At 74.0% G+C, this 24,833-nt stretch carries 15 protein-coding genes and 2 tRNA genes; 10 read left to right on the top strand and 7 right to left on the bottom strand.

All coding sequences use genetic code 11. The features are described 5' to 3' along the window. Positions 1 to 112: 112 nt before the first annotated feature. The 6 genes from ACFWUZ_RS10545 to ACFWUZ_RS10520 all read left to right on the top strand — a co-directional run bounded on the left by ACFWUZ_RS10545 (position 113) and on the right by ACFWUZ_RS10520 (position 6,772). Positions 113 to 667: a hypothetical protein gene (locus ACFWUZ_RS10545; protein ID WP_384370370.1), complete on the top strand. Its 555-nt coding sequence runs from the start codon at positions 113 to 115 to the stop codon at positions 665 to 667. A 305-nt stretch (positions 668 to 972) separates the two neighbouring features. Continuing rightward, complete coding sequence (locus tag ACFWUZ_RS10540; protein WP_384370367.1) at positions 973 to 3,321, top strand: DEAD/DEAH box helicase; 2,349 nt, start codon at positions 973 to 975, stop codon at positions 3,319 to 3,321. A gap of 197 nt (positions 3,322 to 3,518) precedes the next feature. Next, positions 3,519 to 3,591 (top strand) — tRNA-Lys (locus ACFWUZ_RS10535). Between the two features lie 412 nt (positions 3,592 to 4,003). Further along, a tRNA-Met gene (locus ACFWUZ_RS10530) sits at positions 4,004 to 4,077 on the top strand. Positions 4,078 to 4,228: 151 nt separating this feature from the next. Next, positions 4,229 to 5,461, top strand: coding sequence for a PP2C family protein-serine/threonine phosphatase (locus ACFWUZ_RS10525; RefSeq protein ID WP_384370364.1), 1,233 nt, complete (start codon positions 4,229 to 4,231; stop codon positions 5,459 to 5,461). Positions 5,462 to 5,743: 282 nt separating this feature from the next. Then, on the top strand, positions 5,744 to 6,772 hold the full coding sequence (locus tag ACFWUZ_RS10520) for a M23 family metallopeptidase (RefSeq protein WP_384370361.1): 1,029 nt from the start codon (positions 5,744 to 5,746) through the stop codon (positions 6,770 to 6,772). On the opposite strand, the gene ACFWUZ_RS10515 is transcribed toward ACFWUZ_RS10520, so the two are convergent. The 4 genes from ACFWUZ_RS10515 to ACFWUZ_RS10500 form a co-directional block, all read right to left on the bottom strand. Next, on the bottom strand, positions 6,681 to 8,069 hold the full coding sequence (locus ACFWUZ_RS10515; RefSeq protein ID WP_384370846.1) for a PrsW family intramembrane metalloprotease: 1,389 nt from the start codon (positions 8,067 to 8,069) through the stop codon (positions 6,681 to 6,683). The genes ACFWUZ_RS10520 and ACFWUZ_RS10515 overlap by 92 nt on opposite strands. Positions 8,070 to 8,133: 64 nt before the next feature. Further along, on the bottom strand, positions 8,134 to 8,946 hold the full coding sequence (gene trmB / locus ACFWUZ_RS10510) for a tRNA (guanosine(46)-N7)-methyltransferase TrmB (protein ID WP_384370358.1): 813 nt from the start codon (positions 8,944 to 8,946) through the stop codon (positions 8,134 to 8,136). 171 nt (positions 8,947 to 9,117) lie between these two features. Further along, positions 9,118 to 10,362: an L-2-hydroxyglutarate oxidase gene (lhgO, locus tag ACFWUZ_RS10505; protein WP_384370844.1), complete on the bottom strand. Its 1,245-nt coding sequence runs from the start codon at positions 10,360 to 10,362 to the stop codon at positions 9,118 to 9,120. 166 nt (positions 10,363 to 10,528) lie between these two features. Further along, on the bottom strand, positions 10,529 to 12,196 hold the full coding sequence (locus ACFWUZ_RS10500) for a sporulation protein (RefSeq protein ID WP_384370354.1): 1,668 nt from the start codon (positions 12,194 to 12,196) through the stop codon (positions 10,529 to 10,531). 630 nt (positions 12,197 to 12,826) lie between these two features. Here ACFWUZ_RS10500 and ACFWUZ_RS10495 point away from each other — a divergent pair. Next, entirely contained in the window at positions 12,827 to 15,019 is a 2,193-nt protein-coding gene (locus ACFWUZ_RS10495; RefSeq protein ID WP_384370351.1) for an asparagine synthase-related protein, read from the top strand. A 595-nt stretch (positions 15,020 to 15,614) separates the two neighbouring features. On the opposite strand, the gene ACFWUZ_RS10490 is transcribed toward ACFWUZ_RS10495, so the two are convergent. Both ACFWUZ_RS10490 and ACFWUZ_RS10485 read right to left on the bottom strand, forming a co-directional pair. Next, the gene (locus ACFWUZ_RS10490) at positions 15,615 to 17,630 is read right to left on the bottom strand and encodes a sigma-70 family RNA polymerase sigma factor (RefSeq protein ID WP_384370348.1); all 2,016 of its coding nucleotides are present in this window, start codon (positions 17,628 to 17,630) and stop codon (positions 15,615 to 15,617) included. A 265-nt stretch (positions 17,631 to 17,895) separates the two neighbouring features. Continuing rightward, a complete protein-coding gene (locus ACFWUZ_RS10485) occupies positions 17,896 to 18,663 on the bottom strand; it encodes a TetR/AcrR family transcriptional regulator (protein ID WP_384370345.1) in 768 nt (255 codons plus the stop codon). Between the two features lie 342 nt (positions 18,664 to 19,005). Between ACFWUZ_RS10485 and ACFWUZ_RS10480 the strand changes: the two genes are divergently transcribed. Further along, positions 19,006 to 20,436, top strand: coding sequence for an NAD(P)/FAD-dependent oxidoreductase (locus ACFWUZ_RS10480; RefSeq protein ID WP_384370342.1), 1,431 nt, complete (start codon positions 19,006 to 19,008; stop codon positions 20,434 to 20,436). 131 nt (positions 20,437 to 20,567) lie between these two features. Then, positions 20,568 to 22,400, top strand: coding sequence for a SpoIIE family protein phosphatase (locus tag ACFWUZ_RS10475; protein ID WP_384370842.1), 1,833 nt, complete (start codon positions 20,568 to 20,570; stop codon positions 22,398 to 22,400). A gap of 100 nt (positions 22,401 to 22,500) precedes the next feature. Here ACFWUZ_RS10475 and ACFWUZ_RS10470 read toward each other — a convergent pair whose 3' ends face one another. Then, the gene (locus ACFWUZ_RS10470) at positions 22,501 to 23,811 is read right to left on the bottom strand and encodes an MFS transporter (protein ID WP_384370840.1); all 1,311 of its coding nucleotides are present in this window, start codon (positions 23,809 to 23,811) and stop codon (positions 22,501 to 22,503) included. Positions 23,812 to 23,936: 125 nt separating this feature from the next. Here ACFWUZ_RS10470 and ACFWUZ_RS10465 point away from each other — a divergent pair, with 125 nt between their 5' ends. Then, positions 23,937 to 24,473 carry a MarR family winged helix-turn-helix transcriptional regulator gene (locus tag ACFWUZ_RS10465; RefSeq protein ID WP_384370339.1) on the top strand — a complete coding sequence of 179 codons (537 nt, stop codon included), beginning with the start codon at positions 23,937 to 23,939 and terminating at the stop codon, positions 24,471 to 24,473. The last annotated feature ends 360 nt before the right edge of the window (positions 24,474 to 24,833 follow it).

Raw genomic sequence — 24,833 nt, 5'->3', positions numbered from 1 at the left:
GAGCCGGTGACGGCGGGGGCGTGTCCCTTACGGGTCACGGGGAGTTGGGCACATTGACCCGCTCATGCGGAGTGCTCGTCCCCCAGGTCTCCAGGTTCCGGAGGTGCCGTCCGTGCGCCAGTTGTCCGCTTCCCTCCGACTCGCCGTCACCGCGCTCGCGGTTGCGGCGACGGCGGGCTGCATGAGTGTCGGCGAGGACGCCGCGAAGCCCGGGCCCGCTTCGTCGGCGGACCAGAAGGCGACGGCCGGCGCGGGCGGGGGTTCCGCTTCCGGGCGGGGCTCCGGGGTCCGCGGCAACGGGCACGGAGCGAAGGACGGTACGGGGAGCCAGGACGGCCGGCCCAAGGAGGACGGCAAGGCCTCCGGCGCGACCGGGGCCACACCGAGCCCCGGCGGGCCGAGCGCCAAGCCGGGGGTGCCTTCGCCGTCGGCGGGGCCGGGCGGTTCAGCGGGCGGCCAGGGGCCCCAGCAGCCGCCCCCGGGCGGTCCGGGCGATCCGGGGGGCTCGGGCGGCTCCGGCACCCCGGGCGGCTCCGGCGGGGGCCAGCAGCCGTCCAGTCCGGCTCCGAAGCCCTCCGAGCCGGAGCCTCCTGTGACGGAACCCACTCCGGAACCGCCCACTCCGGGGCCGCAGCCGAGCACCGACCCGCAGGTCCCCCAGCCCTAGGTCCGGGCGGTCCGACTGCGGTCGCAGGGGGCGCCGCGGACTCTCGGCCCCGTAGGTCTTCGCAGGTCAGAGGGGTAATGCCCGGACTGATTTGCCAGACCCGGGGGAGGGTGCGTATGGTTATAGATCGTTTGATCCCATTGCCCGGCGCCGAATCCGAAGAGCGCCGCGTGGCGCGTACTCTCCCTAGCCGTGGCTGACCGCATTGAGGCGGTCGATTTGCGATTCACGGAGTTTGGGCGCGTGCCGAGACTCCGGAAGGTTTCGCATTTCGCATGTCCATTTCCAGTTCTGACCGTTCCGTCATGCCCGAGAACGACTCCCACGAGATCGTCGACGCCGTCGAGACCCTTGCGGTCGACTCGGCGATCGAGGCCATCGAGACGGACGAGGTCATCGAGTCCCTCGAGGACTCCCTCGACACCGACTTCGACGCCGAAGCCGACGCCGACGCCGAGCCCACGCTCACCTTCGGCGACCTCGGTCTGCCGGACGGCATCGTGCGCAAGCTCGCGCAGAACGGTGTCACCGCCCCCTTCCCGATCCAGGCCGCGACCATCCCGGACGCCCTGGCCGGCAAGGACATCCTCGGCCGCGGCCGCACCGGCTCCGGCAAGACCCTCTCCTTCGGTCTGCCGACCCTGGCCTCGCTGGCCGGCGGCCACACCGAGAAGAAGAAGCCCCGCGCCATCATCCTCACGCCGACGCGTGAGCTCGCGATGCAGGTCGCGGACGCCCTCCAGCCCTACGGCGACGTCCTCGGCCTGAAGATGAAGGTCGTCTGCGGCGGCACCTCCATGAGCAACCAGATCTTCGCCCTGGAGCGCGGTGTCGACGTCCTCGTCGCCACCCCGGGCCGTCTGCGCGACATCATCAACCGCGGCGCCTGCTCCCTGGCGAACGTCCAGGTCGCGGTCCTCGACGAGGCCGACCAGATGGCGGACCTGGGCTTCCTGCCCGAGGTCACCGAGCTGCTCGACCAGATCCCCGGCGGCGGCCAGCGCATGCTCTTCTCCGCCACCATGGAGAACGAGATCGGCACCCTGGTCAAGCGCTACCTGACCGACCCCGTCACGCACGAGGTCGACAGCGCCCAGGGCAACGTCACGACCATGACGCACCACGTGCTCGTCGTGAAGCCGAAGGACAAGGCGCCGGTCACGGCCGCCATCGCCGCCCGCAAGGGCCGCACCATCATCTTCGTCCGCACCCAGCTGGGCGCCGACCGCATCGCCGAGCAGCTCGTCGAGTCCGGTGTGAAGGCCGACGCGCTGCACGGCGGCATGACGCAGGGCGCCCGTACCCGCGTCCTCGCCGACTTCAAGGACGGCTACGTCAACGCGCTCGTCGCCACCGACGTCGCCGCCCGCGGCATCCACGTCGACGGCATCGACCTGGTCCTGAACGTGGACCCGGCCGGTGACCACAAGGACTACCTGCACCGCTCGGGCCGTACCGCCCGCGCCGGCAAGTCCGGTGTCGTCGTGTCGCTGGCGCTCCCGCACCAGCGCCGCCAGATCTTCCGCCTGATGGAGGACGCGGGCGTCGACGCCACGCGCCACATCGTCCAGGGCGTCGGCGCCTTCGACCCGGAGGTCGCCGAGATCACCGGTGCCCGTTCGCTGACCGAGGTCCAGGCCGACTCCGCGAACAACGCGGCCAAGCAGGCCGAGCGCGAGGTCGCCGAGCTGACCAAGCAGCTGGAGCGTCTGACGCGCCGCGCCGCCGAACTGCGCGAGGAGGCCGACCGCCTGGTCGCCCGCTCCGCGCGTGAGCGTGGTGAGGACCCGGAGGCCGCTGTCGCCGAGGTGGCCGAGGCCGCCGAGGCCGAGGTCGCGGCTGCTGCCGCCGCCGCTGCCGCCGAGCTGGCCGCGCAGGAGCGCCGCGAGGAGCAGCGCGCCCAGCGCGACGACCGGGGCAACTTCGAGCGCCGCGACAACCGCGGTGACCGTGGTGACCGCGGTGGCGACCGTGGCGGCTTCCGCCGTGACGACCGGGGTGACCGCGGCGGTGACCGTGGCGGCTTCCGCCGTGACGACCGGGGCGACCGCGGTGGCCGTCCTTCCGGTGGCTTCAACCGTGACGACCGTGGTGACCGCGGTGGCGACCGTGGCGGCTTCCGCCGTGACGACCGCCCCTCCGGTGGCTTCCGTTCCGGTGGCGACCGTCCGTCCGGCGGTTTCCGTCGCGACGACCGTCCCTCGGGCGGCTTCAACCGTGACGACCGTGGCGGTGACCGCGGTGGCTTCCGTTCCGGTGGCGACCGTCCGTCCGGCGGTTTCCGTCGCGACGACCGTCCCTCGGGCGGCTTCAACCGTGACGACCGCGGTGGCGACCGCCCCTCCGGTGGCTTCCGCTCCGGCGGCGACCGTCCGTCCGGCGGCTTCCGTCGCGACGACCGTCCCTCCGGTGGTGGCTTCAACCGTGACGACCGTCCGTCCGGCGGCTTCCGTTCCGGTGGCGGCGACCGCCCGTTCAACCGCGACCGTCGTGACGACCGTCCCTCCGGTGGCTTCCGCTCCGGCGGCGCCGGCGACCGTCCGTACGGCCGCCGCGACGACCACCGTCCGTCCGGCTCCGGCTCCGGTTCCGGTTCCACCGGCTCCTTCGGCGGCCGCCGCGACGACAAGCCGCGCTGGAAGCGCAACGGCTGACGGTCCGTTCCGGCCGACCGGCTGACTGACTGACTGCAAGGGCCCGTACGACACCCCGTGTCGTACGGGCCCTTCGCCGTGCCGCCGCGCCGGCCGGGATCCGCCGGCGTGCCCGAACTCACCACGACAGGCCGGTCACTCGATACCCGATCGGCTGACGGGCGCTCTCCGGCTATGCTCTGGGGTGAGCACGTGGAGGGCCATTAGCTCAATTGGCAGAGCAGCGGACTTTTAATCCGTTGGTTGTCGGTTCGAGTCCGACATGGCCTACCGCTCACAGGCCGGGGCGATGCCCCGCCTGGCCCCAGCGCCCCGTCCGGTTTCGGCCAGACGGGGCGCTCGGTCGTTCCGGGCCGGTCCACGGGTAGGGACGGCCCCAACGGCCCGTCAGGCGGCTCAGGCCAGCCTCCCGGCACCGCGCCAGGGCCGCAGACCCCCAGGACCGTCCCGAGCGCCCGGGTGCGGGCGGTGCCGTCGTACCTCCGTGGCTGCGAAAGATACCGACGGCCTCGCCCCCGGTGCGGGGCGCAGCGCCGGAGCCGACGACTCCGGCGGTCCGGACGCAGCGGCCTCCGAATCGGGTTTTACCGCCTCTGACCTGCGGTGATGTCAGTTCTGGAGAGGCCGGGGAGGTTAATTGGCGGAGGGCTCCCCCGGGATGACGTAGAGTTGGGTTTACCGACGCGGGGTGGAGCAGCTCGGTAGCTCGCTGGGCTCATAACCCAGAGGTCGTAGGTTCAAATCCTGCCCCCGCTACTCCGTACGAAGGCCCGGTTCTCCTGTGGGAGAACCGGGCCTTCGTCGTTCGTCCCCCTCCCTCACTCCTCACCCGGTCGGCGTCCGCCGGCTCGCCGTACGTCCACGCCGCCGCCAGCCTGGTGGGGCGAGGCGGCGGAGGCCCGCACCCATGCGCGGGACCGGGCGGCAGGAGAGCGGCGTGGTGGGGTCGGGCGGGCGGGACAACGGCGGAAGCGCCGGCAGCGACGGCCGGGCTGCCGGCAGCGGTGCTGCCCGGCAGGTGGTCCGGGTCCTGCCCGGCGTACTGATCGTGCTGGGGCTCGTCTTCGACCTGCTGACACCGCCGAGCTTCACCGGATCGCCCTTCTTCTCGGCGGCCCCGTTGATCGCCGCACCCTTGTCCACCCTGCGGGCCACGGCCCTGACCGGTCTGCTCGCCTCGCTCGCCGTGGTCCTGCTGCACGCCCTGAACGGCACCACCTGGGAGGTCGAGGCGCTGACCGAGCTGGTCACCGTCATGACGGTCTCCGGGCTGGCGCTGCTGATCAACCGGGTGGTCCGGCGCAGCGGCGAGCGGCTGGCCTCCGCGCGCGGCATCGCCGAGGCCGCGCAGCGGGCGGTGCTGCCGACGCCCGCCGAGCGGATCGCGGGTCTGCACGTCTCCGCCTGGTACGAGGCCGCGCAGGCCGACGCCTTCATCGGCGGGGACCTGTACGCCGTCCAGGACACCCCGTACGGCGTGCGGCTCGCGGTGGGGGACGTACGGGGCAAGGGGCTGGGGGCGGTCGAGGCCGTCGCCGTGGTCCTGGGGGCCTTCCGGGAGGCGGCGGAGACCGAGCCGACGCTGGAGTGCGTCGCGCGGCGGCTGGAGCGCGCCCTGGCCCGGGAAGGCGTACGCCGCGACAGCCTGGACGCGGTGGAGGGGTTCATCACGTGCGTGCTCGGGGAGATCCCGTCCGGGACGGGGGTGGGGGTGCTGCGGCTGCTGAACCGGGGCCACCCCGAGCCGCTGCTGCTGCACGGGGACGGGCGGCTGGCGGTCCTCGCCCCGGGGGAGCCCGCGCTGCCGCTCGGCATGGGCGAGCTGGGGGTCTGGCCGGACCGGGCCGAGGAGTGGGGCTTCCCGGCCGGAGCCACCCTGCTGCTGTACACCGACGGCCTGACCGAGGCCCGGGACCGGGCCGGGGTCTTCTACCAGCCGGCGGACCGGCTGCGCGGGCGGGTCTTCCCGGGGCCGCAGGAACTGCTCAGCGCGCTCAGCAGCGATGTGCGCCGGCATACGGGCGGCGGGGCGACGGACGACATGGCGCTCCTCGCGGTCGGCAGGCCGGGGGAGGGGCAGCCGGAGCGGCGGCGCACGGTCCCGGTCGTGGGCCGGGCGCCGGGGAGTGACGGTGCGTGAGTGAGAGGCAGCGTTCCGCAAGGACCGTGACAGGTCGTCATTTTCCAGGTGTGGCTGAAGGGGTGGGGGTGAAGCTTGAGTTTTGCCCGCCTTGACCCCTGTTCCGCATGAAAAGGCCAGGCCAAAGCCAGTCAGACAGTGGCCGATTGGTGGGAACGATCAAGCGCAACAGCTTGGAATCATTCCCCCGTGTCTATTACCTTTCGATAACGCAGTGCGGTCGTCCCAGCCGTCGTCAGAGACGGCGCCGTGCGCGTGCATGTCCATGAGGAGTGTGCCCCGGTGGCCTCCAACTTGCCTGCCCGTGAAGGCACCGAGATCCAGGAGCCGCCCACGGCCGGCGCCTGGGGCGAGTGGAACCCCACCGAGGACTCGGTCCGCCCGGTCCGCGGCAAGCACCGCGTGGCCAAGCCCCGCGGTGGACTCGCCCGCAGCTCCACGGTCCTCGGCGTGGGCGTCATCGCGGCGGTGGGAGCGGGCGGCATCGCCACCGCCCAGGACCGGCCCCAGGTCGCGATATCCATGCCCTCCCTGTCGGACATGCCCGCGCTGCTCGGCGGCGACGCCCCGGACGACAACGTGCAGCACGCGGACGGCGCCGGAGCGGCCGCCGCCCGGACCGGCATCATCCCGCGCCAGGCCGACGGAGCGGCGGACGCCGGAGAGGTGCTGCGCAACCGCATCCTCCAGCAGGCCGAGTCCCAGCAGGACGCCGCCGAGGCCACGGCCCGGGCGGAAGCCGAGCGGGCCGCCCATGAGGCCGCGGCCCAGGAGGCCAAGGACAAGCTGGAGGCGGCGCGCAAGGCGGCCGAGGACGCCGCGGCGAAGGCCGAGGAGAAGGCCGCCCAGGAGGCCAAGGCCGCGCAGGAAGCCGCCGAGGCCAAGGCCGAGAAGGAGCGCCTCGCCAAGCAGGCCGGCTCCTGGTACCTGCCGACCTCCGCCTACACCCTCACCTCGCACTACGGCGCCTCCGGCTCCATGTGGTCCTCGGGCCACCACACCGGCCTCGACTTCGCCGCCCCCACCGGAACCCCCGTCAAGGCCGTGGGCGCAGGAAAGATCACCTCGGCGGGCTGGTCCGGGGCGTACGGCTACCGCATCGTGCTGGAGCTGGAGGACGGTACGGAGATCTGGTACTGCCACCTCTCCTCCATGGCGGTGACCTCCGGCCCGGTCGCCGCGGGCGAGACCATCGGCCGCGTCGGGGCCACGGGCAACGTCACCGGCGCACATCTCCACCTGGAAGTGCGCAAGGGCGGTTCGACGATGGACCCGCTGGCGTGGCTGAACTCCAAGGGCCTGAACGTCTAGCCTCCGCAAGCCCCGGCTCCGCGAACCCCGGCTCCGCCTGCCTGGGCTCCGGCACGCCGGCCGGTGCACCCCCGCCGCCCCGGCCCGGGCCCGTGCCCGGCACCCGCTCCAAGGGGTCGAACCACGGCGGCAGCAGCTCCTCCAGCACCGCCGCCCGGGCCAGCGCCGGGGCCGCGGTGGCCCTGCGCGGCCAGAGCCGGTGCAGCAACTCCCGCTCCTGCCCGGCGAAGTCGGGCTCCTGCCCCGGCCCGCCCCGGCGCGCCCGGTGGCGCAGCAGGGCCAGCGCGGCCGCGTCCGCCGCGTACAGGCCGACCGTCCGGCCCGCCGCCCGGCCCCCGCTGCGCCGCGCCAGTGCGCGGGCCAGTGACAGGGCCGGCATCGACGCCAGGGCGGGCACCTCGGCCCGGCTGAACCAGCCCGCGGCCGCGTACACCGCCAGCTCCGCCGCGACGGCCCGCAGCCGCCCGCGCCGTATCCGCACGGCCGCGTACACCAGCAGCCCGAACACCGGGACCATGACGCAGCCGTAGACCACGTAGAAGCCGTACTCCCCCAGCCGCGAGGAGCCGTTCCACAGCGCGTGCAGGCCCATGGCCAGCGCCAGTCCCAGCAGCGGCAGGCCGATCCTGCCCGACCGGCGCGCGCTGAGCGCGGCGGCGCCGAGGCCCAGTCCGGTGAGGACCGTGAACAGCGGGTGGGCGAAGGGCGACACCACGACCCGTACGAAGAAGGTCGCCGCCGTCACCGAGTCCAGGACGCCGGTGCCCTCGGCCAGGTCCTCGCCGAAGGCGTTGCCGAGGTAGAGGATGTTCTCGGTGAAGGCGAAGCCGGTCGCGGTGAAACCGGCCAGCACGAAACCGTCGGCGGGGCCGGTGAACTGGCGTCTTCGGAACGCGAACACCAGCAGCAGGGCGGCCGCCTTGGCGCTCTCCTCGACCACCGGGGCGATCGCCACCGAGCCGAGCTGGTCGGCGTCCGAGGGATCGGCGGTGGCCGCGGCTATCCACTCGGTGGCGAAGCTGTTGGCCAGTATGGCGATCAGCGCCGCGGTGCAGGCCCCCCAGCCGAAGCAGAACAGCAGCTGCGGCCAGGGCGAGGGCACGGCCCTGCCCAGCCACCGGAAGGCCGCCATGAGCGGCGGCACCGGCAGCAGGGCCAGGCCGAGTCCGACGAAGAAGCCGGGGGTGCCGGTCTGTTCCCGCACGAGTTCGAGGATCCACAGACCCGATACGGCCAGCACGGCGAGCAGGACGACGAGCACGCGCGTGGGGACCGGGCCCGACGGACGTGCGAGCACACCTGGGAGCGCTCGGAACACCCCATGACCCTACCGAGCGGCTCCGATACGCGCGGTGACGTTGTCAGTTCTCCACGCGACGGAAGAGCAAGTCGTGTACGACGTGGCCCTTGTCGAGCCCCTGGCCCTCGAAGCGGGTCAGCGGCCGGAAGTCGGGACGCGGGGAGTACCCGCCGCCGGGCTGGGTGTTCTCGAAGTCCGGGTGGGCGGTGAGCACTTCGAGCATCTGCTCGGCGTACGGCTCCCAGTCGGTCGCGCAGTGCAGCACGGCGCCGGGCGCCAGCCGGGTCGCGGCCAGGGTGAGGAACTCGGGCTGGATCAGCCGCCGCTTGTGGTGGCGGGCCTTCGGCCACGGGTCCGGGAAGTACACCCGCATCCCGGCCAGCGAGTCCGGCGGCAGCATCTCGCGGAGCAGGATGATCGCGTCGCCGTTGGCCACGCGGACGTTGGTCATCCCGCCCCGCTCGGCGAGGGCGAGGAGGTTCCCCTGGCCGGGGGTGTGCACGTCCGCGGCGAGGATGCCGGTGCCCGGGTCGGCGGCGGCCATCTGCGCGGTGGCCTCGCCCATGCCGAAGCCGATCTCCAGCACCACGGGGAGGCCGTCGAAGAGCGCCTTCAGGTCGATGACCTCGTGGCCGTCGATGTCCAGGCCCCACGTGCCCCACAGACGCTTCAGGGCCTCGCCCTGGCCGGTGGTGACCCGGCTCCGCCTGGGCTGGAAGCTCCGGATCCGCCGCTCGTGGTGCGACCCGGCCGGATCGGGCGCGGGCCCGTCGGGGAACCGGGGCTCGGTCCGCCACTTGGGCGGCACGTACGCAGATGCCTCCGGCGCGGCGTCCGGGAGGCTGGGCGGCTGGGGATTCAGGGACTCAGACACAATGCGCTGATTCTACGACGGGGGGTCGGGGCGCCGTCGCGCGCGCGGTGCCGGGCAGCGCGGCCCGCGCCCCCGGGGAGCGGCCCCGGACCCGCGGCCGGTGCCCGGGTCCACGCGGCGTTGCCCGGCTCCGCGCGGCGGTGCGTCCGCAGCCGCCGGGCCCGGTACCGCTCAGGACGAGCCGAGGGTCCGCAGGGCCCGGGAGGCGATCTCGCGGCCGATCGGGAGCGAGGCGGTCGCCGCCGGGGAAGGGGCGTTGAGCACGTGGACCGTCCGCGGGGCGTCCTTGATCAGGAAGTCGTCCACCAGGGTGCCGTCGCGCAGCACGGCCTGCGCCCGGACCCCGGCCGCGGCGGGACGCAGGTCCGCCGGGGTGACGGCGGGCAGCAGGCGGCGTACGGCCCGGGTGAAGGCCTGCTTCGACAGGGAGCGGTGGATCTCGCCCGCCCCGTACCGCCAGTGCCGCGCGGCCATCCGCCAGGACCCGGGCCAGGCCAGCTCCGAGGCGATGTCACGGGGGCGCACCGTGCCCCAGCCGTAGCCCTCCCGGGCCAGCGCCGGGACCGCGTTCGGCCCGACGTGGACGCCGCCGCCGATGCCCCGGGTCAGGTGCACCCCGAGGAAGGGGAACGCGGGGTCGGGCACCGGGTACACCAGTCCCCGCACCAGCTCGGGCCGGTCCAGGTCGTAGTACTCACCCCGGAAGGGGATGATCCGCATGCCCGGGTCGTCACCGGCCAGGCGGGCGATCCGGTCGCACTGCAGGCCCGCGCAGTTCACCAGCACCCGGGCCTTCACGACCAGGCCGGACGTGGTGCGGACCGCCACCGCCGAGGGGCGCCGCGAGATCAGGTCCACCGCGCCGCCGTAGACGATCTCCGCGCCCGAGGACTCCGCCAGCTGGGCGCTCACCCGGCCGTAGTCCACGATTCCCGTGGTGCCGACGTGGATCGCGGCGAGGCCCCGCACCTCCGGCTCGAACTCGGCGATCTGGGCCGGCCCCAGCTCGCGCACCGGAATGCCGTTCTCCCGGCCGCGCTGGACCAGGGCGTGCAGCCGCGGCAGCTCCGCCCGCTCGGTGGCGACGATCAGCTTGCCCGTCACCTCGTGCGGGATCCCGTGCTCCGCGCAGAACTTGATCATCTCGGCGGCGCCGCGCACCGCGAAGCGCGCCTTGAGCGATCCGGGGCGGTAGTAGATGCCGCTGTGGATCACCCCGCTGTTGCGGCCCGTCTGGTGGCGGGCCGGGCCGGCCTCCTTCTCCAGGACGACCACCCGGGTGCCCGGGGCGAGGCGCGACAGGGCGTGCGCCGTCGACAGGCCGACGATCCCGCCGCCGACCACCAGCACATCGCAGTCCACGCCGCCCGCGCCGATCACACCGCCCCCGCCGATCTTCGCGCCCGCGCCGCGCATGCCGTCCACACGTCCCACGCCGCCCAGCCTGTTTCTACCGCCACCTTCCACCCCTGCATACTGCACCCCGCCACCGACAGGGCGGCCACGCGGGGCCGACCGGCCTGCGGGGGCGCCCTGCCGGTCCGGCCGGGCCCGGGCCCGTGCTCGGCCTGACCCAGGCCTCCTACGCGGGCGTCACCAGCAGCGGCCGGGCCCGCTCGCGGAGCTCCGCGACGCGCGGCTCGTCCCCGTACGGTTCCAGCCGGTGCAGCAGGTCCCGTACGTACTCGTTCGTCCGCGCCGAGGAGATCCGGCCCGCCACCTCCACCGCCCGGGTGCCCGCCGCGCACGCCGCGTCGAGGTTCCCCGACTCCAGCTCCGCGACCGCGCTCACCACCAGGCGCAGCCCGTGCGAGCGCACGTACTCCTCGGTCGGGCGGGAAAGGGCCTGCTCGGTGAAGCGGCGCACCTGCCGGGGGAGGTTGAGGTCCCGGTAGCATTCCGCCGCATCCGCCGCGAAACGGTCGTACGAGTAGAAACCCAGCCAGGTCGGATCCGGATCGCCCTCCCGTGCCCGCTCCAGCCAGCCCTCCGCCGCCCGCAGCGCCGCCCCGGCGGCCACCGGGTCGCCGGCCTTCGCGTGCGCCCGCGCCTCGACGAGCCGGAAGAAGCTCATGGTGCGGGCGGTGGCCAGGCCGCGGTTGCGCTCGACGGCCGCCTGCGCGAGGTCCACGCCCTCGTCGGGGAAGTCCCGGTAGGTGGCCTGGAGCGACATCGAGGCGAGTACGTACCCGCCGAGCGGGACGTCCGCGGCCGCGCGGGCCAGGCGCAGCGCCTGGATGTAGTAGCGCTGGGCCGCTTCCTGCTGGCCCGTGTCGAAGGCCATCCACCCGGCCAGCCGCGTCAGTTCGGCCGTCGCGCCGAACAGTGCGCGGCCCACCTCGTCCGTGTAGGAGCCCAGCAGCAGCGGTGCGGCGTCCACCCGCAGGCACTCGGGCACCATCGAGGAACGCCAGTCACCGCCGCCGTACTTGGAGTCCCAGCGGCGGGCGTCCTCGGCCGCCTCGCGTAACTTCGCCACATCACTGTGGCCCACGCGCTGGCCGTGGTCGCGCGGCGTGTCCGTGGCAGGCTGCGCGACCACGACGGGGGACGGCGGAGCCGTCAGACCGCCCGCCGATCCGGTCGCCGGCCCTGCCGTACGGCCCTGCGGGGCGGCCGGAGGCCCCTGGGCGGCGGCCGGCGCCTCGCGCGCGGGCACGTCCGGCGCCGGCGGGGCGGGGAGCGGCACGGCGGCGGCGGCGCCCGGGGCCGCGCCGGTGCCGGTCCCGCCGGCCGGGCGGTGAGCCGTGCCGGTGCCGTGCGCCGGGCCCGCCGGTTCGCGCGCCACCGAGCCGTCGGCGGGAGATATCAGCCAGCGCGAAGCGGGCGTGGCATAGGCCGATACGGAGAAGGAGCCGGCGAGCGACTGCCAGATCCCGCCACCCCCGCGCCGGCCGACGAGGTCCAGCCGGTAGAGATCGGTGGCCGAGCGCACCGCCGCGGCCACGTCCCGCGGGAAGGCCAGGCCGACCTCCGGCGCGGGATCCGCGTCCGCCAGTCCGATCTCGTGCAGCGGCACCGGCCGCCCCAGCTTCGCCCCGATGGCGGCGGCGATCAGGTGCGGGGCGGCGCCCTGCGGCACCATCCCCTTCGACACCCACCGGGCGACCGAGGTCTTGTCGTAACGAAGCGTCAGACCGCGCTGCGCACCGAGGTCGTTGACCCGGCGGGCCAGTCCGGCGTTGCTGATGCCCGCGAGGGCGAGGACGGCGCCGAGCTTCTCATTGGGCTCGCGGAGCTCCCTGGACATGCGCCACCCCTCGTCACACGCGGAACGCAGACGCCGCCGGGGCATAGGCGCCCGGCATTTCGTAAACCCAGCGTAGTTCCCTGCCTCCCAAGCGTTAAGGCCCCGACTTCCGTATGGCGGGATTGTTGTCCGTTTGCACAGTCCGGGCGGAGCCCGCCCCCGGGGCGCACGTGTCATCGCGTGCTCCGCCCGTGTGGCCGTGCGCCCGCCCGTGCGCTCTGGCCGGGCCCCGGGCCCGGCGATTCGATGTGCGGTGCGTGGGTCGGCCCACTGCACGGATCGGGTGGGCCGGGGGATGCCGCTGCCTCAATCCCCGCGGGTGGCGGAACGGTCCGGGGGGCGGGTTCCGCCTCCCGGACCGCGCCCGCCCGCGGTCGGCCGAGGGTATGCATCGCCGCTCAGCACGGTCGAAGAATGGCCGAAAGCGACCTATGGGACGGTGGGAACGGAACGTCAAAAACCGTGTGGCCGCAGCGTGTTCCTCTGCACGTGCGCCCCCTTTAACGCCTCTCGTACGCCTGTCCCGTGGCAGCATGGTCCCGAGCCACCCGGGGTCCCGCCGGCCGCGCCCGAAGCGCCGACCGTGCTGCCCGTGCCCCGGTCACGTGCCCACAGGCTGGGGAGGCGGCGGTGCGCTGGTTGGTGGGTTGGAGCAGTATCGCCGCGAGCTTCGGCACGGCCGGCCGCGTCTCCGGCCAGGCACCGGGCCCGGCCACCGGCCCCGGCGGGTACGCGGACCCCGGCGCACCCCTGCGCGGAGGCATCGCCGACGCCGCCCATCCCGACGACCCCGGCGCGGACGCCGAGCGCACCGTCCACCCCGTCGGCGCCCAGCTGCTCTGGGGCGACCCGGACCCGCTCTGGGCCGTCGGCGACTGGCGCCCCGACGAGATCCGCACCCTCACCGCCGACCCGGCCGACCCCTTCACCCGGCTCGCCGTCCTCGGCTGCTGCGGCGCCACCGACGCCGAACTGCGCCGCGCCCTCTACGCCGCCCGCGGCGGGGCCCTGCGCCACCTCACCCAGTGGTCCGGCAGCTACACCGCCGTCGTCCAGGCCGGCCGCAGGATCACCGTCGTCGGCGACCTGGCGGGCGCCCGGCCCGTCTTCTACACCCCCTGGGCGAGCGGCACCGCGTACGCCACCGCCGCCCTCCCGCTCGCCGACCTCATCGAGGCGCAGCTCGACATCGGGCACCTCGCCGCCCTGCTGGCCTGCCCCGACAGCCCCGAGGCACTGGGCGACGGCACACCGTACGCCGGGGTCCGCAGGATCCCGCCCGGGCACGCGCTCATCCTCCGCGAGGGCTCCCGCGAGATCACCGGCTACGAACAGGTGGCCTCGCTCGCGGTGGCCGCTCCCGAGGCGGATCCCGAGCGCGCGGTGGAGGGCGTGCGCGAAGCACTCGTCGACGCCGTGCGCGCCCGGCTCACGGCGCCCCGGCATGCTCCCGGCGCGGCAGCTCCGTACGATCCCGGCCCCGTGCCCGGAATGGGTCCCGCCGACCGGCGCGCGGCCCGCGGCGCCCCGGCCCCCGGGGTGGGCGCCGACCTCTCCGGCGGCAGCGCCTCCGCGACCCTGGCGCTGCTCGCGGCCGGTCTGCCCGGGGCCCCGGGCACCCTCCTGAGCCCCGCCGGCGCCCGGCTGCTGGCCGTCACCTTCAACGACCTCGCCACCCCGCAGGGCCGCGAGGCCGAACTGGAACGCGCCCACGCCATCGCGGCCGACCCGCGCCTGCACCACGTCGTGGTGGCCGCCGCCGAGGAAGCCCTCCCGTACGCGGAGCTCGACGGCCCCCTCACCGACGAACCCGGCCCCTCCCTGGTCTTCGCCGCCCGCGAGCGGCGCCGGCTGGCCGCCGGATCGGCCGACCACTTCACCGGCCACGGCGCCCGCCAGGTCCTCGACGCGCACCCGGCCCGCATGGCCGACCTCCTGATGGACCGCCGCAGACGCCACCTGCTGCGCCCGGTGGCCGCCCTGGCCCGTTCGGCCTCGGCCTCCGGGGAGTCCCTGCTGGTGCCGCTGACCGTGTACTCCGCCGCCCGCCGCCTCGCCCGTACGCCGTACCGCGCGGGCATGGAAGCGGCCGCCGCCCGGCTGCGCGAGGGCGGCGTCGCCCAAGGGGCGACCGGTCCGGTGGACGCCTCGCTGGCCGCCCTGACCTGGTCCCGCCCGGGCCCGGCGGCGGGCTGGCTGACCGGGGAGGCCCTGGCGGAAGTATCGATCCGCCTCACCGCCGCCGCCGGGCGCCCGCCGCTGTCGCTGCGGCCGGGCGAGGCCCGCGCCCGCTCGGTCCTCGCCCGGCACGCCGCCGACCACCGGGTCTTCGAGCAGGCCGTGGAGGTCCGCAGCCAGCGGCTGCACGCCCCGTTCCTGGACAACCAGGTCGTACGGGCCGCCCGCGCCCTCCCCGAATCCCTGCGCGTCCAGCCCGGGGCCCGGGCGGCGATCCTGCGCAGCGTCCTGTCCTCGGCCGGGGTACGGGAACTCCCGCCGGGCTGGGGCGCCACCGCCCACACCCCGAACGAGACCGCGACCCGGCTGGGGCTGCGGTCCGCCCTGACCGAGCTGCTGTCCCTCTTCGCCTCCCCGCTGCTCGCGGACGCGGGCCTGATCGAGGCCCGCGTCGTCCAGCAGGCCCTGCTCGACGCGGCGGACGGGCGCCCGGTCCCGCTCGACGGGCTCGCGGAGCTCGTCTCGATGGAACTGTGGCTGCGCCGCCTCCTCGCCCGCCGCGGCACCTGCTGGACGGGCACCAGCACCGCCCGCCGCCGCGCCGTCCCCACGGGCGTCCCCACCCCGCGCCCCGCCCTCTCCTGACCCCGGCCGGACACACACCCCGGGGCCCGGCAGGCACCCCGGGTCCGGCTTGCCTCCGTAGCGGGGGCCGGACCGGCCGCGCCGGGCGCCCGTCACCCCGGCGGTACGAGCCGGGCCCGGAACCGCCGCGCGGTAGCTACGGGCGTCCCACCCGCGCGCCCCGGCCCGAGTTCGCGTCCCCGGGTCCGGCTTGTCTCAGGGGCGGGGCCGGACCGACCGCGCCGGGCGCCCGTCACCCCGGCGGTACGAGCCGGGCTCTGAGCCGCCGCGCGGTCGCTACGGGCGGGCCCCGCCGACGCCACGCGATCCGCAGAGGCCGTACATGAGGTGCCTTGCCGGTCAGGCGGGGCCCAGCCCGTCCGGTGCCGTGCCCAGGGCGTTCTCGTCGGTCGGCGACGCTCCGCGCCGCCCGACCGCGGGCTCGGCCTCGCGGATCACGGCGCCGGACGATCCCGGCTGATCCGGCCCGACCGGCGAGCCACATGCCGGGCCCGGGCCCGGACGGCCGCGGAGGAGGGACGCCGCAGTCGGCGGCCTCGCCGACGGGCCCGCGGAGGAGAGCCGCACCCGGCGGGGCGGGGCCCGGCCGCTGAGGTCAGCTGCAGCGGATCACGGCATCGGCCCAGCTCGCCAGCGTCGGCAGACTGCCCTGCGCGGCCTGCTCCACCACCAGCCGCAGATTCGCACGCCCGGCCAGCGGGACCTGCACGGCCACGGCCGGATCCCCGAGCCCGAGGGCCCGGGACCGCCACAGCCGCTGCCCGTCGGCATACACGGAGAACCGCACGGTGCCGTCGGTGAACAGCGACAGGCCGTCCACTCCGGCCCGCGCCGAGAAGGCGGTGCACTGCCGGTTCAGCCTGATCTCCACCGAGGAACGGGAGTTCACGGTGATGCCCTGCGCGAACCGCCCGTCGCCGACCTCCAGCCCCCAGCGCTGCCACACCCAGCTGCTGCGCCAGGTCTGCAGCTCGGGCCCGCTGTGGTCCCCGTAGGCCGAGTGACCGAGCCGGGCCAGCTGGAAGCCCTGCGCAGGCGCGGGCGGACTCGGCTTCGGCGAGGGCCTGGCCGCAGTCGGCTTCGGCGCGCGCTTCTCCCGGCTCGGCGACGGAGCCGGGGACGCGGGCGCCGAGGAGGAGGGCGGGGGCGCAAGAGCGGCCGGCTCCGAGGGCGACGGGGACGTCTTCCGCACCGGCGGTACGGAGCCCCGCGCGGCCGGCGGCTCCTGCACGGGCACCGGCCGGGGCGCGGGCGGGACGGGAAGCTCCGGCACCGCAGGCACGGCCGCGCTCGGCGCGGGCTTCGCCCGGGCCTGCGGCTCGGGATCGTCCCCGGCCAGGGCGAACACCACCCCGGCGGCCGCGGCGACGGCGATCCCCGCGGCGACGGCGGCCTTGGCGGGCAGCCCGAGGCCCTCGGAGACCACGGCTCCGCCCGCCCCCGACCCGGCCCCACCGGCCCCGCCCGCAGCCCCGCCCGCCGCACCTGCACCCGCAGTCCCGGCGGTACCGGCCCCCGCACCGGCCCCGGCCCCGGCGGTCGACCCTCCGGCGGCAGCCGCGGCCGCCCCGGCGCCACCCGCGGCGACGGCACCCCCTGCCACCACCCCGGCCGCCTTGGCCGCGTAACCGGCGGCGAACCACCCGATGACCGCGACCGGAAGCAGCGCCGGAATCCCCGCGTTGACGTCCTTGAGCTCCCCGGCGGCCAGCCGGCACTTCGCGCACTCCTCCAGGTGCTTGCGCAGCCCCCGCTCCGCCCGCATCCGCAGCCCGCCCCGCGCATACGCGCCGAGCCGGTCCGCGAACCGCGCACAGTCCCCGCCCTCGCTCAGGGCGGAGCTCACATGGGCCTGCAGGTACGCCTGCTTGAGTCCCTCCCGCGCCCTACGGGCGAGGACGGCGGTCGCGTTGGCGCTCAGCCCGAACAGCGGGGCGATGGCGCTGGGGGAGGCCTCCTCGACGGTGGTGTGCCACAGCACGGCCTGCCACCGCTCGGGCAGGCTCCGGAAGGCCTGCATGGCCAGCGACTGCTCGGCCTCCCGCATGGCCCGGACATCCGCGCCCAGTTCCAGGGTGTCGTCCCCGGCCAGGCCGGAGATCCCCGCGCCGCTCTCCGTACCGATGGCCGCCTGCTCGGCGAACACCGCGAAGTCCTCGACGAGATGCTCCCGCTTAGCCGTCTTCGCCCATGCCGCCGCGACCCTCCGTACGGTGGTCAGCAGGTAGGCCCGCACCGACTGGTCCGGCCCCGCCCCGCCCCGTACCGCCTGCAGGGTCCGCGCGAACACCTCGGCGGTCAGGTCGTCGGCGGTGTGCCCGTCCCTGCAGCAGGTCCGCGCGTAGCGCCGTACGGCTTCGGCGTGACGGCGGAACAGCTGTTCGTACGCACCGTCGTCACCGCCGCGCATCCAGGCGATCAGGTCCGCGTCGCAGGGCGGCACCTCGCTTCCGGGACCGGCGAGGGCCCCCGTACCGGCACGGGTTCCCGAGGGCCGGGCGTGCCGTCCTCCCGGTTCCCGCTGTGCCGGGACCTGCCGGGCGGGCGGGCTGCCCGCCCCGACCTCGCCGCCGGCGCCACCGGAAGGCTCGTCCCGTCCGTCAACGCCCATCGAGGCAGCCCCCGCACGACACACTCAACCGGTACACCGATCAAGCGTGTCACAAGGCGGGCGCACGCCGGGGCCGTCTCCACCGCTTCCACCCGTCCGGGCACAGTTCGGCAGCGCGACGTCAACACCGCGCAGTGCCTCACCCGTTGGAGAGGCCCGCCGGCCTTTCGAGGAAGAACTCGCCTCGAAAGGCCGGACAGCCGGAGAACCGGCCGCTCTCGCGATCAGACCTCACGCGTTGCAGGACCTCACACGTTCCAGGACCTCACGCGGTCCTGGAACGCAGCCCTTCGAGCAGGATGTCGAGCAGCCGGGTCGACGCCGCCGCCTGGTGCGCGGGGTCCGGAAGCGCCGGCGCCGCCGTCGCTATCACCAGCAGCACATCGGCCACGGTGACATCGGCGCGCAGTGCGCCGGCCTCCCGGGCACGGTCCACGAGCCGGCCCACGACCTCGAGCAGCGCACCCGCGCCCGAGTCCGCCGAGGGCTCGTCCTCGGCCGGAGCCCGCGTACCGACGACCCGCAGGTCGGGAGCCGCCCCGGCCTGCCGCTGCTGCGGAACCCTCGCCGTCTCCGCCTCCTCGACGCCGTCCTCGCTCGCCGAGCCGACCCGCAGCACCTGCGGCGGCAGCAGTCGCCCGGCGCCCGAGGCCACGGAGGTGCGCAGGAAGCGCGAGAGCGCCTGCCACGGTTCGTCCTCCTGGCCGAGCGCGGTCCTGGCCTGCTCGGTCAGCCGAGCGGTCTCCTCCTCGGCTATCCGCCGGACCAGGACGTCCTTGCTCGGGAAGCGCCGGTACACCGTGCCGACGCCGACGCGCGCGCGCCGAGCCACGTCCTCCATGGGAGCCCCGTAGCCCAGCTCGCCGAAGACCTCACGGGCCGCGCGCAGTACGTGTTCGAGGTTGCGCTGTGCGTCTACCCGCAGCGGCGTGGAGCGGCCCACGCCGTGCGTGGTGCTGCCGCCCGCGACGATGCGGCCGTTGCTCTCGACCGAGAGTGCGGTCGCAGAACCATGGAAATCGGAAATGTTCATATGTTTCCCCCGGTAATCATTTGTCTCCCCCCGGAGACACTCCCCGCCTTCGTGTCGAGGGGGGCCATGGTCATGAGGGCCCTGGTCCTACTCCTCGACGAGATACGAACATAGTTGAGCCAGAGTCAATTCAGAAGAGGCAGCCCCGGACGGAGCACCGCCCGATCGGAGCATTCACCCCCATTTTTCCGCCCAATGTCCTCAGAATCACCCCCTCCACGCCCCCTGACCTGCGGATTTCAAGCGACTCTCAAGGCTCGGGACAGCCCTGTCCCGGCACTCTCTCCGGTCACACAATTTGTCGGGCCTGTGGACAAACTCCCAGCCACGTTGCGTCATGGGGTGGTGAAGGCTGCTAACTCCCGGGGCACGGCCCCCGGCACCCCGCCCCGGACGCGCATCCTCATCGTCGGCGGCGGCTACGTCGGCATGTACACGGCCCTCCGGCTCCAGCGGAAGCTCAGAGCGGAGGAAGCCGAGGTCACGGTGCTCACTCCCGAGCCGTACATGACGTACCAGCCGTTCCTCCCCGAAGCCGCCGCGGGCTCGATCTCCCCCCGCCACGTCGTGGTCCCGCTGCGCCGCGTCCTCAAGACCTGCCGCATCGTCATCGGCCAGGCGCAGCGCATCGACCACGCCAAGCGGACCGTGACCGTCACCACCCTCGCCACCGAGGACGAGGGCGCGGGGCCGGTGGAGATCGCGTACGACGAGCTCGTCCTCGCGCCGGGCTCCGTCTCCCGCACCCTCCCCGTCCCGGGACTCGCCGACTACGCCATCGGGTTCAAGACCGTGGAGGAGGCCATCGGCCTGCGCAACCACGTCATCGAACAGATGGACATCGCCTCCTCCACCCGCGACCCCGCCCTCCGCGACGCGGCCCTCACCTTCGTCTTCGTCGGAGGCGGGTACGCGGGCGTGGAAGCCCTCGCCGAACTGGAGGACATGGCCCGCTACGCGGCGCGGTACTACCACAACATCAAGCCCGAGGACATGAAGTGGGTGCTGGTCGAGGCCAGCGACCGGATCCTCCCCGAGGTCGGCGTCGAGATGGGTGTGTACACGGTCCGCGAACTCCGCCGCCGCAACATCGACCTCCGCCTGGAGACCCGCCTGGAGTCCTGCGAGAACAGGGTGGCCGTCCTCAGCGACGGCGCCCGCTTCCCCACCCGGACCGTCGTGTGGACCGCCGGCGTCAAACCGCACCCGGTGCTGGCCGCCTCCGACCTGCCCACGAACGAACGCGGCCGCCTCGCCTGCACCGCCTTCCTCACCGTCGAAGGCGTCGAGCACGCCTTCGCGGCCGGCGACGCGGCAGCCGTCCCCGACATCACCGCCGCGGAGAGCGCCACGGGTCCCGGCCGCGAATGCGCCCCCAACGCCCAGCACGCCGTCCGCCAGGCCAAGGTCCTCGCCGACAACCTCATCGCCTCCCTCCGCGGCGAGGTCCTCACCGAGTACGCCCACAAGTACGTCGGCTCCGTCGCCTCCCTCGGCCTGCACAGGGGCGTCGCGCACATCTACGGCCGCAAGATCAAGGGCTACCCCGCCTGGTTCATGCACCGCGCCTACCACCTCAGCCGGGTCCCCACCTTCAACCGCAAGATGCGCGTTCTCGCCGAATGGACCCTCTCCGGGCTGTTCAAGCGTGAGATCGTCTCCCTGGGCTCGCTCGAACACCCCAGGGCAGAGTTCGAACTGGCCGCAGGCGGCGGTCCCAAGACCCCGCCACCCCACCCCGCCCCCAACCCTCCGCAGGACAGCCAGGGCTGACGTTGTCAGTGCGGTCGGCCACACTGGACGTGTGACCATAGGTGGGCTCACGCCTGCACAGAGTGACATCGTCCAGCAACCGACCACGAGCGACACAGCGACCACTTGCGACACCACGAGGCTTGAACGCAGTGAACTTCACGCGCTGGAGCGCCCGGTTTCCCGGAACGCAGCGCCGCGCAGCTGCCCGGACCGAACACGCCGCAGCCCAGGCCAAGCGGGGCGAAGGCTCCGTCCCGGCGGCCCGCGGCGGCCGCGGCGACCCCGGAACCGACCGGCCCGCGGACGCGCGCCCGGCCGACCCCACGGTCTCGGGGACCGGCACCGGCACGGGAACCGCCGCCCGAGCGGACTCGGGAACCACCACCGGCACCACCACCGGAACCGGGAGCACCGAGGCCGTGCGGCCGGACGTCCACACCACCCTGCCCTCCCTCGACGAGCTCTCCGTACGCGAGGTGCTCGGCCGGCTCCCGGCCCTCGTCGCCCTCGTCCACGGCCCCGAGCACCGCGTCGCCTACGTGAACGACGCCTACACCGCCGGCTTCGGCCCCCGCACCACCGGTGCCCCCGCCCACGAAGCCCTCCCCGAACTCGGCGAGCTCGGCCTCCTGCCGCTCCTCGACCAGGTCCAGCGCAGCGGCAGGCCCCGTACCGCCAAGAACCGCACCGCCCCGGGCGGCACCAGCTCCTACACCGTCACCTGCACCCCCGTGGAGTTCCCCAAGACCGACACCGGGAACGACCCCGACCCCCACCGCACCGGAGTCCTGGTCCACCTCGCCGACGTCACCGACCACGCCGAGGCCGCCGAGCGGCTCCGTGCCAGCGAGCGCCGCCAGCGCGAGGCCGCCGTCACCCTCCAGCGCTCCCTCCTCCCGCAGGAGCTGGAACAGCCCGACGACCTCCGCGTCGCCGCCACCTACCAGCCCGGCGGCACCGAGGCCGCCGTCGGCGGCGACTGGTACGACGTGATCACCCTCGGGGCCGGCCGTACCGCGCTCGTCATCGGCGACGTCATGGGCCGGGGCGTCCGCGCCGCCGCCGTCATGGGCCAGCTGCGCACCGCCGTCCGCGCCTACGCCCGTCTCGACCTGCCGCCGCACGAGGTGCTCCAGCTCCTCGACGGCCTCGCCGCCGAGATCGACGCCAGCCAGATCGCCACCTGCGTGTACGCGGTCCACGACCCCAACGAGGGCCTCCTCGCGTACGCCTCCGCCGGCCACCTCCCGATCCTGGTCCGGGACGAGGACGGCACCGTACGCCGCGCAGCCGACCCGACCGGCCCGCCGCTCGGCACCGGCGGCTGGCTGCACACCTCCGGCACCATCGCCCTCGGCCCCGGCTCCACCGCCGTCCTCTACACCGACGGCCTGGTCGAACGCCGCGGCGAGGACATCGACGAGGGCGTCGCCGCCCTGGAACGCGCCCTGTCCGGCGCCCAGGGCACCCCGGCGGTCATCTGCGACCGGCTGATGCGTGCCCTCGGCGTCGACGCCGACCACGACGACGACGTCGCCGTCATGGTCCTCCAGCAGCCCGCCCGCACCGGAGCGGACGCCGAGCTCTTCCACAATGCCGCCCTCGAACTCCTCGGCGGCATCGAAGCGGCCCCCCGCGCCCGCGCCTTCGCCCAGGGCGTCCTCGCCTCCTGGCGGTTCCCCGTCGAACTGTGCGACCTCGGCGTGCTGGCCGCGAGCGAGCTCGTCGCGAACTCCCTCCAGCACGGCACCCCGCCCATGCGCCTGCGGCTGCGCCGCACCGACCGCCGCCTGATCATCGAGGTCACCGACGGCGACGACCACCTGCCCCGCCGGCGCCGCGCCGAACCGGCCGACGAGACCGGCCGCGGCATCTCGATCGTCGCCACCATCGCCTCGTCCTGGGGCTCCCGCCGTACTCCGGGCGGCGGCAAAGCCGTCTGGTGCGAGTTCGCCCTGCCGGACAAGCAGCCGGAGAAGTAGCGGAGAAGCAGCGGAGAAGCAGCCGGACAGGCGAAAGGCCCCGATCCACAAGGACCGGGGCCTTCTCCCTCCATCCGTACGCCCGTACGTGCCTACAGCCCTACGCGTGGGCGGGTTCGGCGACCGTCGTCTCCTGGGCACCCGTGCCCTTGGCCGTCAGGGCCGGGCCGCCCTGCGCCACGATCCGGGACAGCGAGGGATTGTCCTGCACCGGCGTCAGCTGCTTGCCGAGGCGCAGCGCCAGCCAGGCGATCCCCAGCGACACCACGACGAAGATCCCGATGTAGAGCATCGGAACGCCCGCCCCCAGCGGCACACCGAGCGGTCCCAGCGCCAGCGCCATCTGCTTGACCAGCGCGAAAGCCGAGTTGTACTGGCCCACCGAGCCCTCCGGCGCCAGATCGGCGACCAGCGGCGCCAGGGTCGGCGACAGCATGGCCTCGCCGATGCCGAAGAGCGCGTACGTGGTGACGAACGCGGCGGCGGCCATCATCGCGCTGCCGTGCCCCAGCCCGGAGAACCCGGCGATGACCCAGGCCACCGTCCAGATGAGGCCGACCAGAGCGATCACGCGGGACCGGCGGCGCTTCTCGACCAGCCGCAGCACCACGAACTGCGCGAGCACGATCGCGCCGGTGTTGGCGGCGAGTGCGAAGCCCAGCGTGGAGGGGGAGATCCCGGCGGCCTCGGTACCGAAGGCGGCGAGACCCGACTCGAACTGCCCGTAACAGGCGAAGAAGATCACGAAGCCCAGAACCAGCAGCTTGACCATGGCCTGGTGCTGCAGCAGCCGCTTCCAGCCGCTGCCGCCCGCCTGGGCCGGGTCCTTCGGAGTGGCGTCCTTGATGGTCGGCGCGTGCGGCATCTTCACGGTGAGGATGACGCCGGCCAGCACCAGGAACATCACGGCCTCGATGCCGAACAGCAGGGTGAAGCTCGCGGGACGGTTCTCGTCGACGATCTGGCCGCCGATGAGACCGCCGATGCCCAGGCCCAGGTTCTGCATGAAGAACTGGAGGGCGAAGGCACGGGTCCGGGTGGACGGCGTGGAGCACCACACGATCATCGTGGCGAGCGCCGGCTGCATCACGGCCTGGCCGGCGCCCAGGGTCAGGGCGGACAGCAGGATGGGCACGACGCCCGTGGAGAGCCCGAGCGCGAGCGCGCCCGCCGAGGCGGCGACGGCGGCGCCGATGACCACGGGGACCGGACCACGTCGGTCGATCACCCGCCCGGTGAGGGGCAGCGCGACAAGGGCGCCCAGGGCGAAGGCCACGAACGCACTCGTGGCGGCCATGGACCCCAGACCTCGCACCTGCGCCACGTAGATGTAGAGGAACGGAACCGTGAAACCGATGCCGAACGCGGTCAGCGCGTTCCCGGCCTGGATCCGCCGCATCGCAGCGCCCATCACCTTGGTCACTTCTCACCCGCCTTTGAGAGCTGAAGACTGAAGACTTCATACCTAAACTTCGATGCTTAACTCTACACATCGAAGGAGTTAGACGCCAATGGGCTCGTGCCATACTTCGACGCATGGGTGACACCCCCGACGGCACTGCGCCCGTCCACGAGCCGAGCCTCGACGAGCAGATCGCCGTCTACCAGCGCGAGTTCCAGGACCTCGACCCGCAGGTGGAGAAGGTGGTCTCGGCCTTGAGCCGCCTGAACCGCCGCATGAACGTCGCGTACGGACGCCAGACCGCGGCCCTGGGTATCAGCAATGCCGAGTGGGAGGTCCTCAAGGCCCTCGTCCTCTCCGGCGCCCCTTACCGGATGGGCCCGAGCGAACTCGCGAAGCAGCTGGGTCTGACGCCGGCGGCGATGACCCACCGGATCGACCGCATGACGGCGGAAGGCCTCGTCACCCGCGAGCGGGACGAGAACAACCGCGTACGCGTGATCGTGGAGCTCACCGATGAGGGCCGCAGCAAGTGGCTCGACGCGATGCGCGCCGCCACGGTCTTCGAGGAGGACCTCCTCCAGGACCTGTCCACCGCGGAGCGGGGGGTGCTGGGCGACATGCTCGCCCGCCTCCTGGAGCGCGTCGAAGACCTGCAGTCGCCGAGCTGACCCGCAGGGTTGACACGGCCGCCATGGATCCGTAAGGTTCTTCGAGTTGTCCCAGAGCCGGAGGGTTCTGACGACGGCACATCCCGCCGCCTGGTTGCGGCACCCAACTCAGCACGATCTCCCACCGGGAACGAATTCGGCATGCCCGAATTTCTTTTCGAAGGCCGATTATCGGTCGCCGCGGAAATCCGCTAGAGTTCGGGAGTCGGAAGGGCCCAACAGCCCGGAAGACAAACCCCGCTGACTGGGGGTCAGGCCCGAAAGGGTCTGATAGAGTCGGAAACGAAGAACGAAGCCCGGAGGAAAGCCCGAGAGGGTGAGTACAAAGGAAGCGTCCGTTCCTTGAGAACTCAACAGCGT

This window comes from Streptomyces sp. NPDC058646, from assembly GCF_042716875.1.
Classification (GTDB): domain Bacteria; phylum Actinomycetota; class Actinomycetes; order Streptomycetales; family Streptomycetaceae; genus Streptomyces.
The sequence above is the reverse complement of the archived record's forward strand: the minus strand, read 5'-3'. Positions and strand labels throughout refer to the sequence as shown.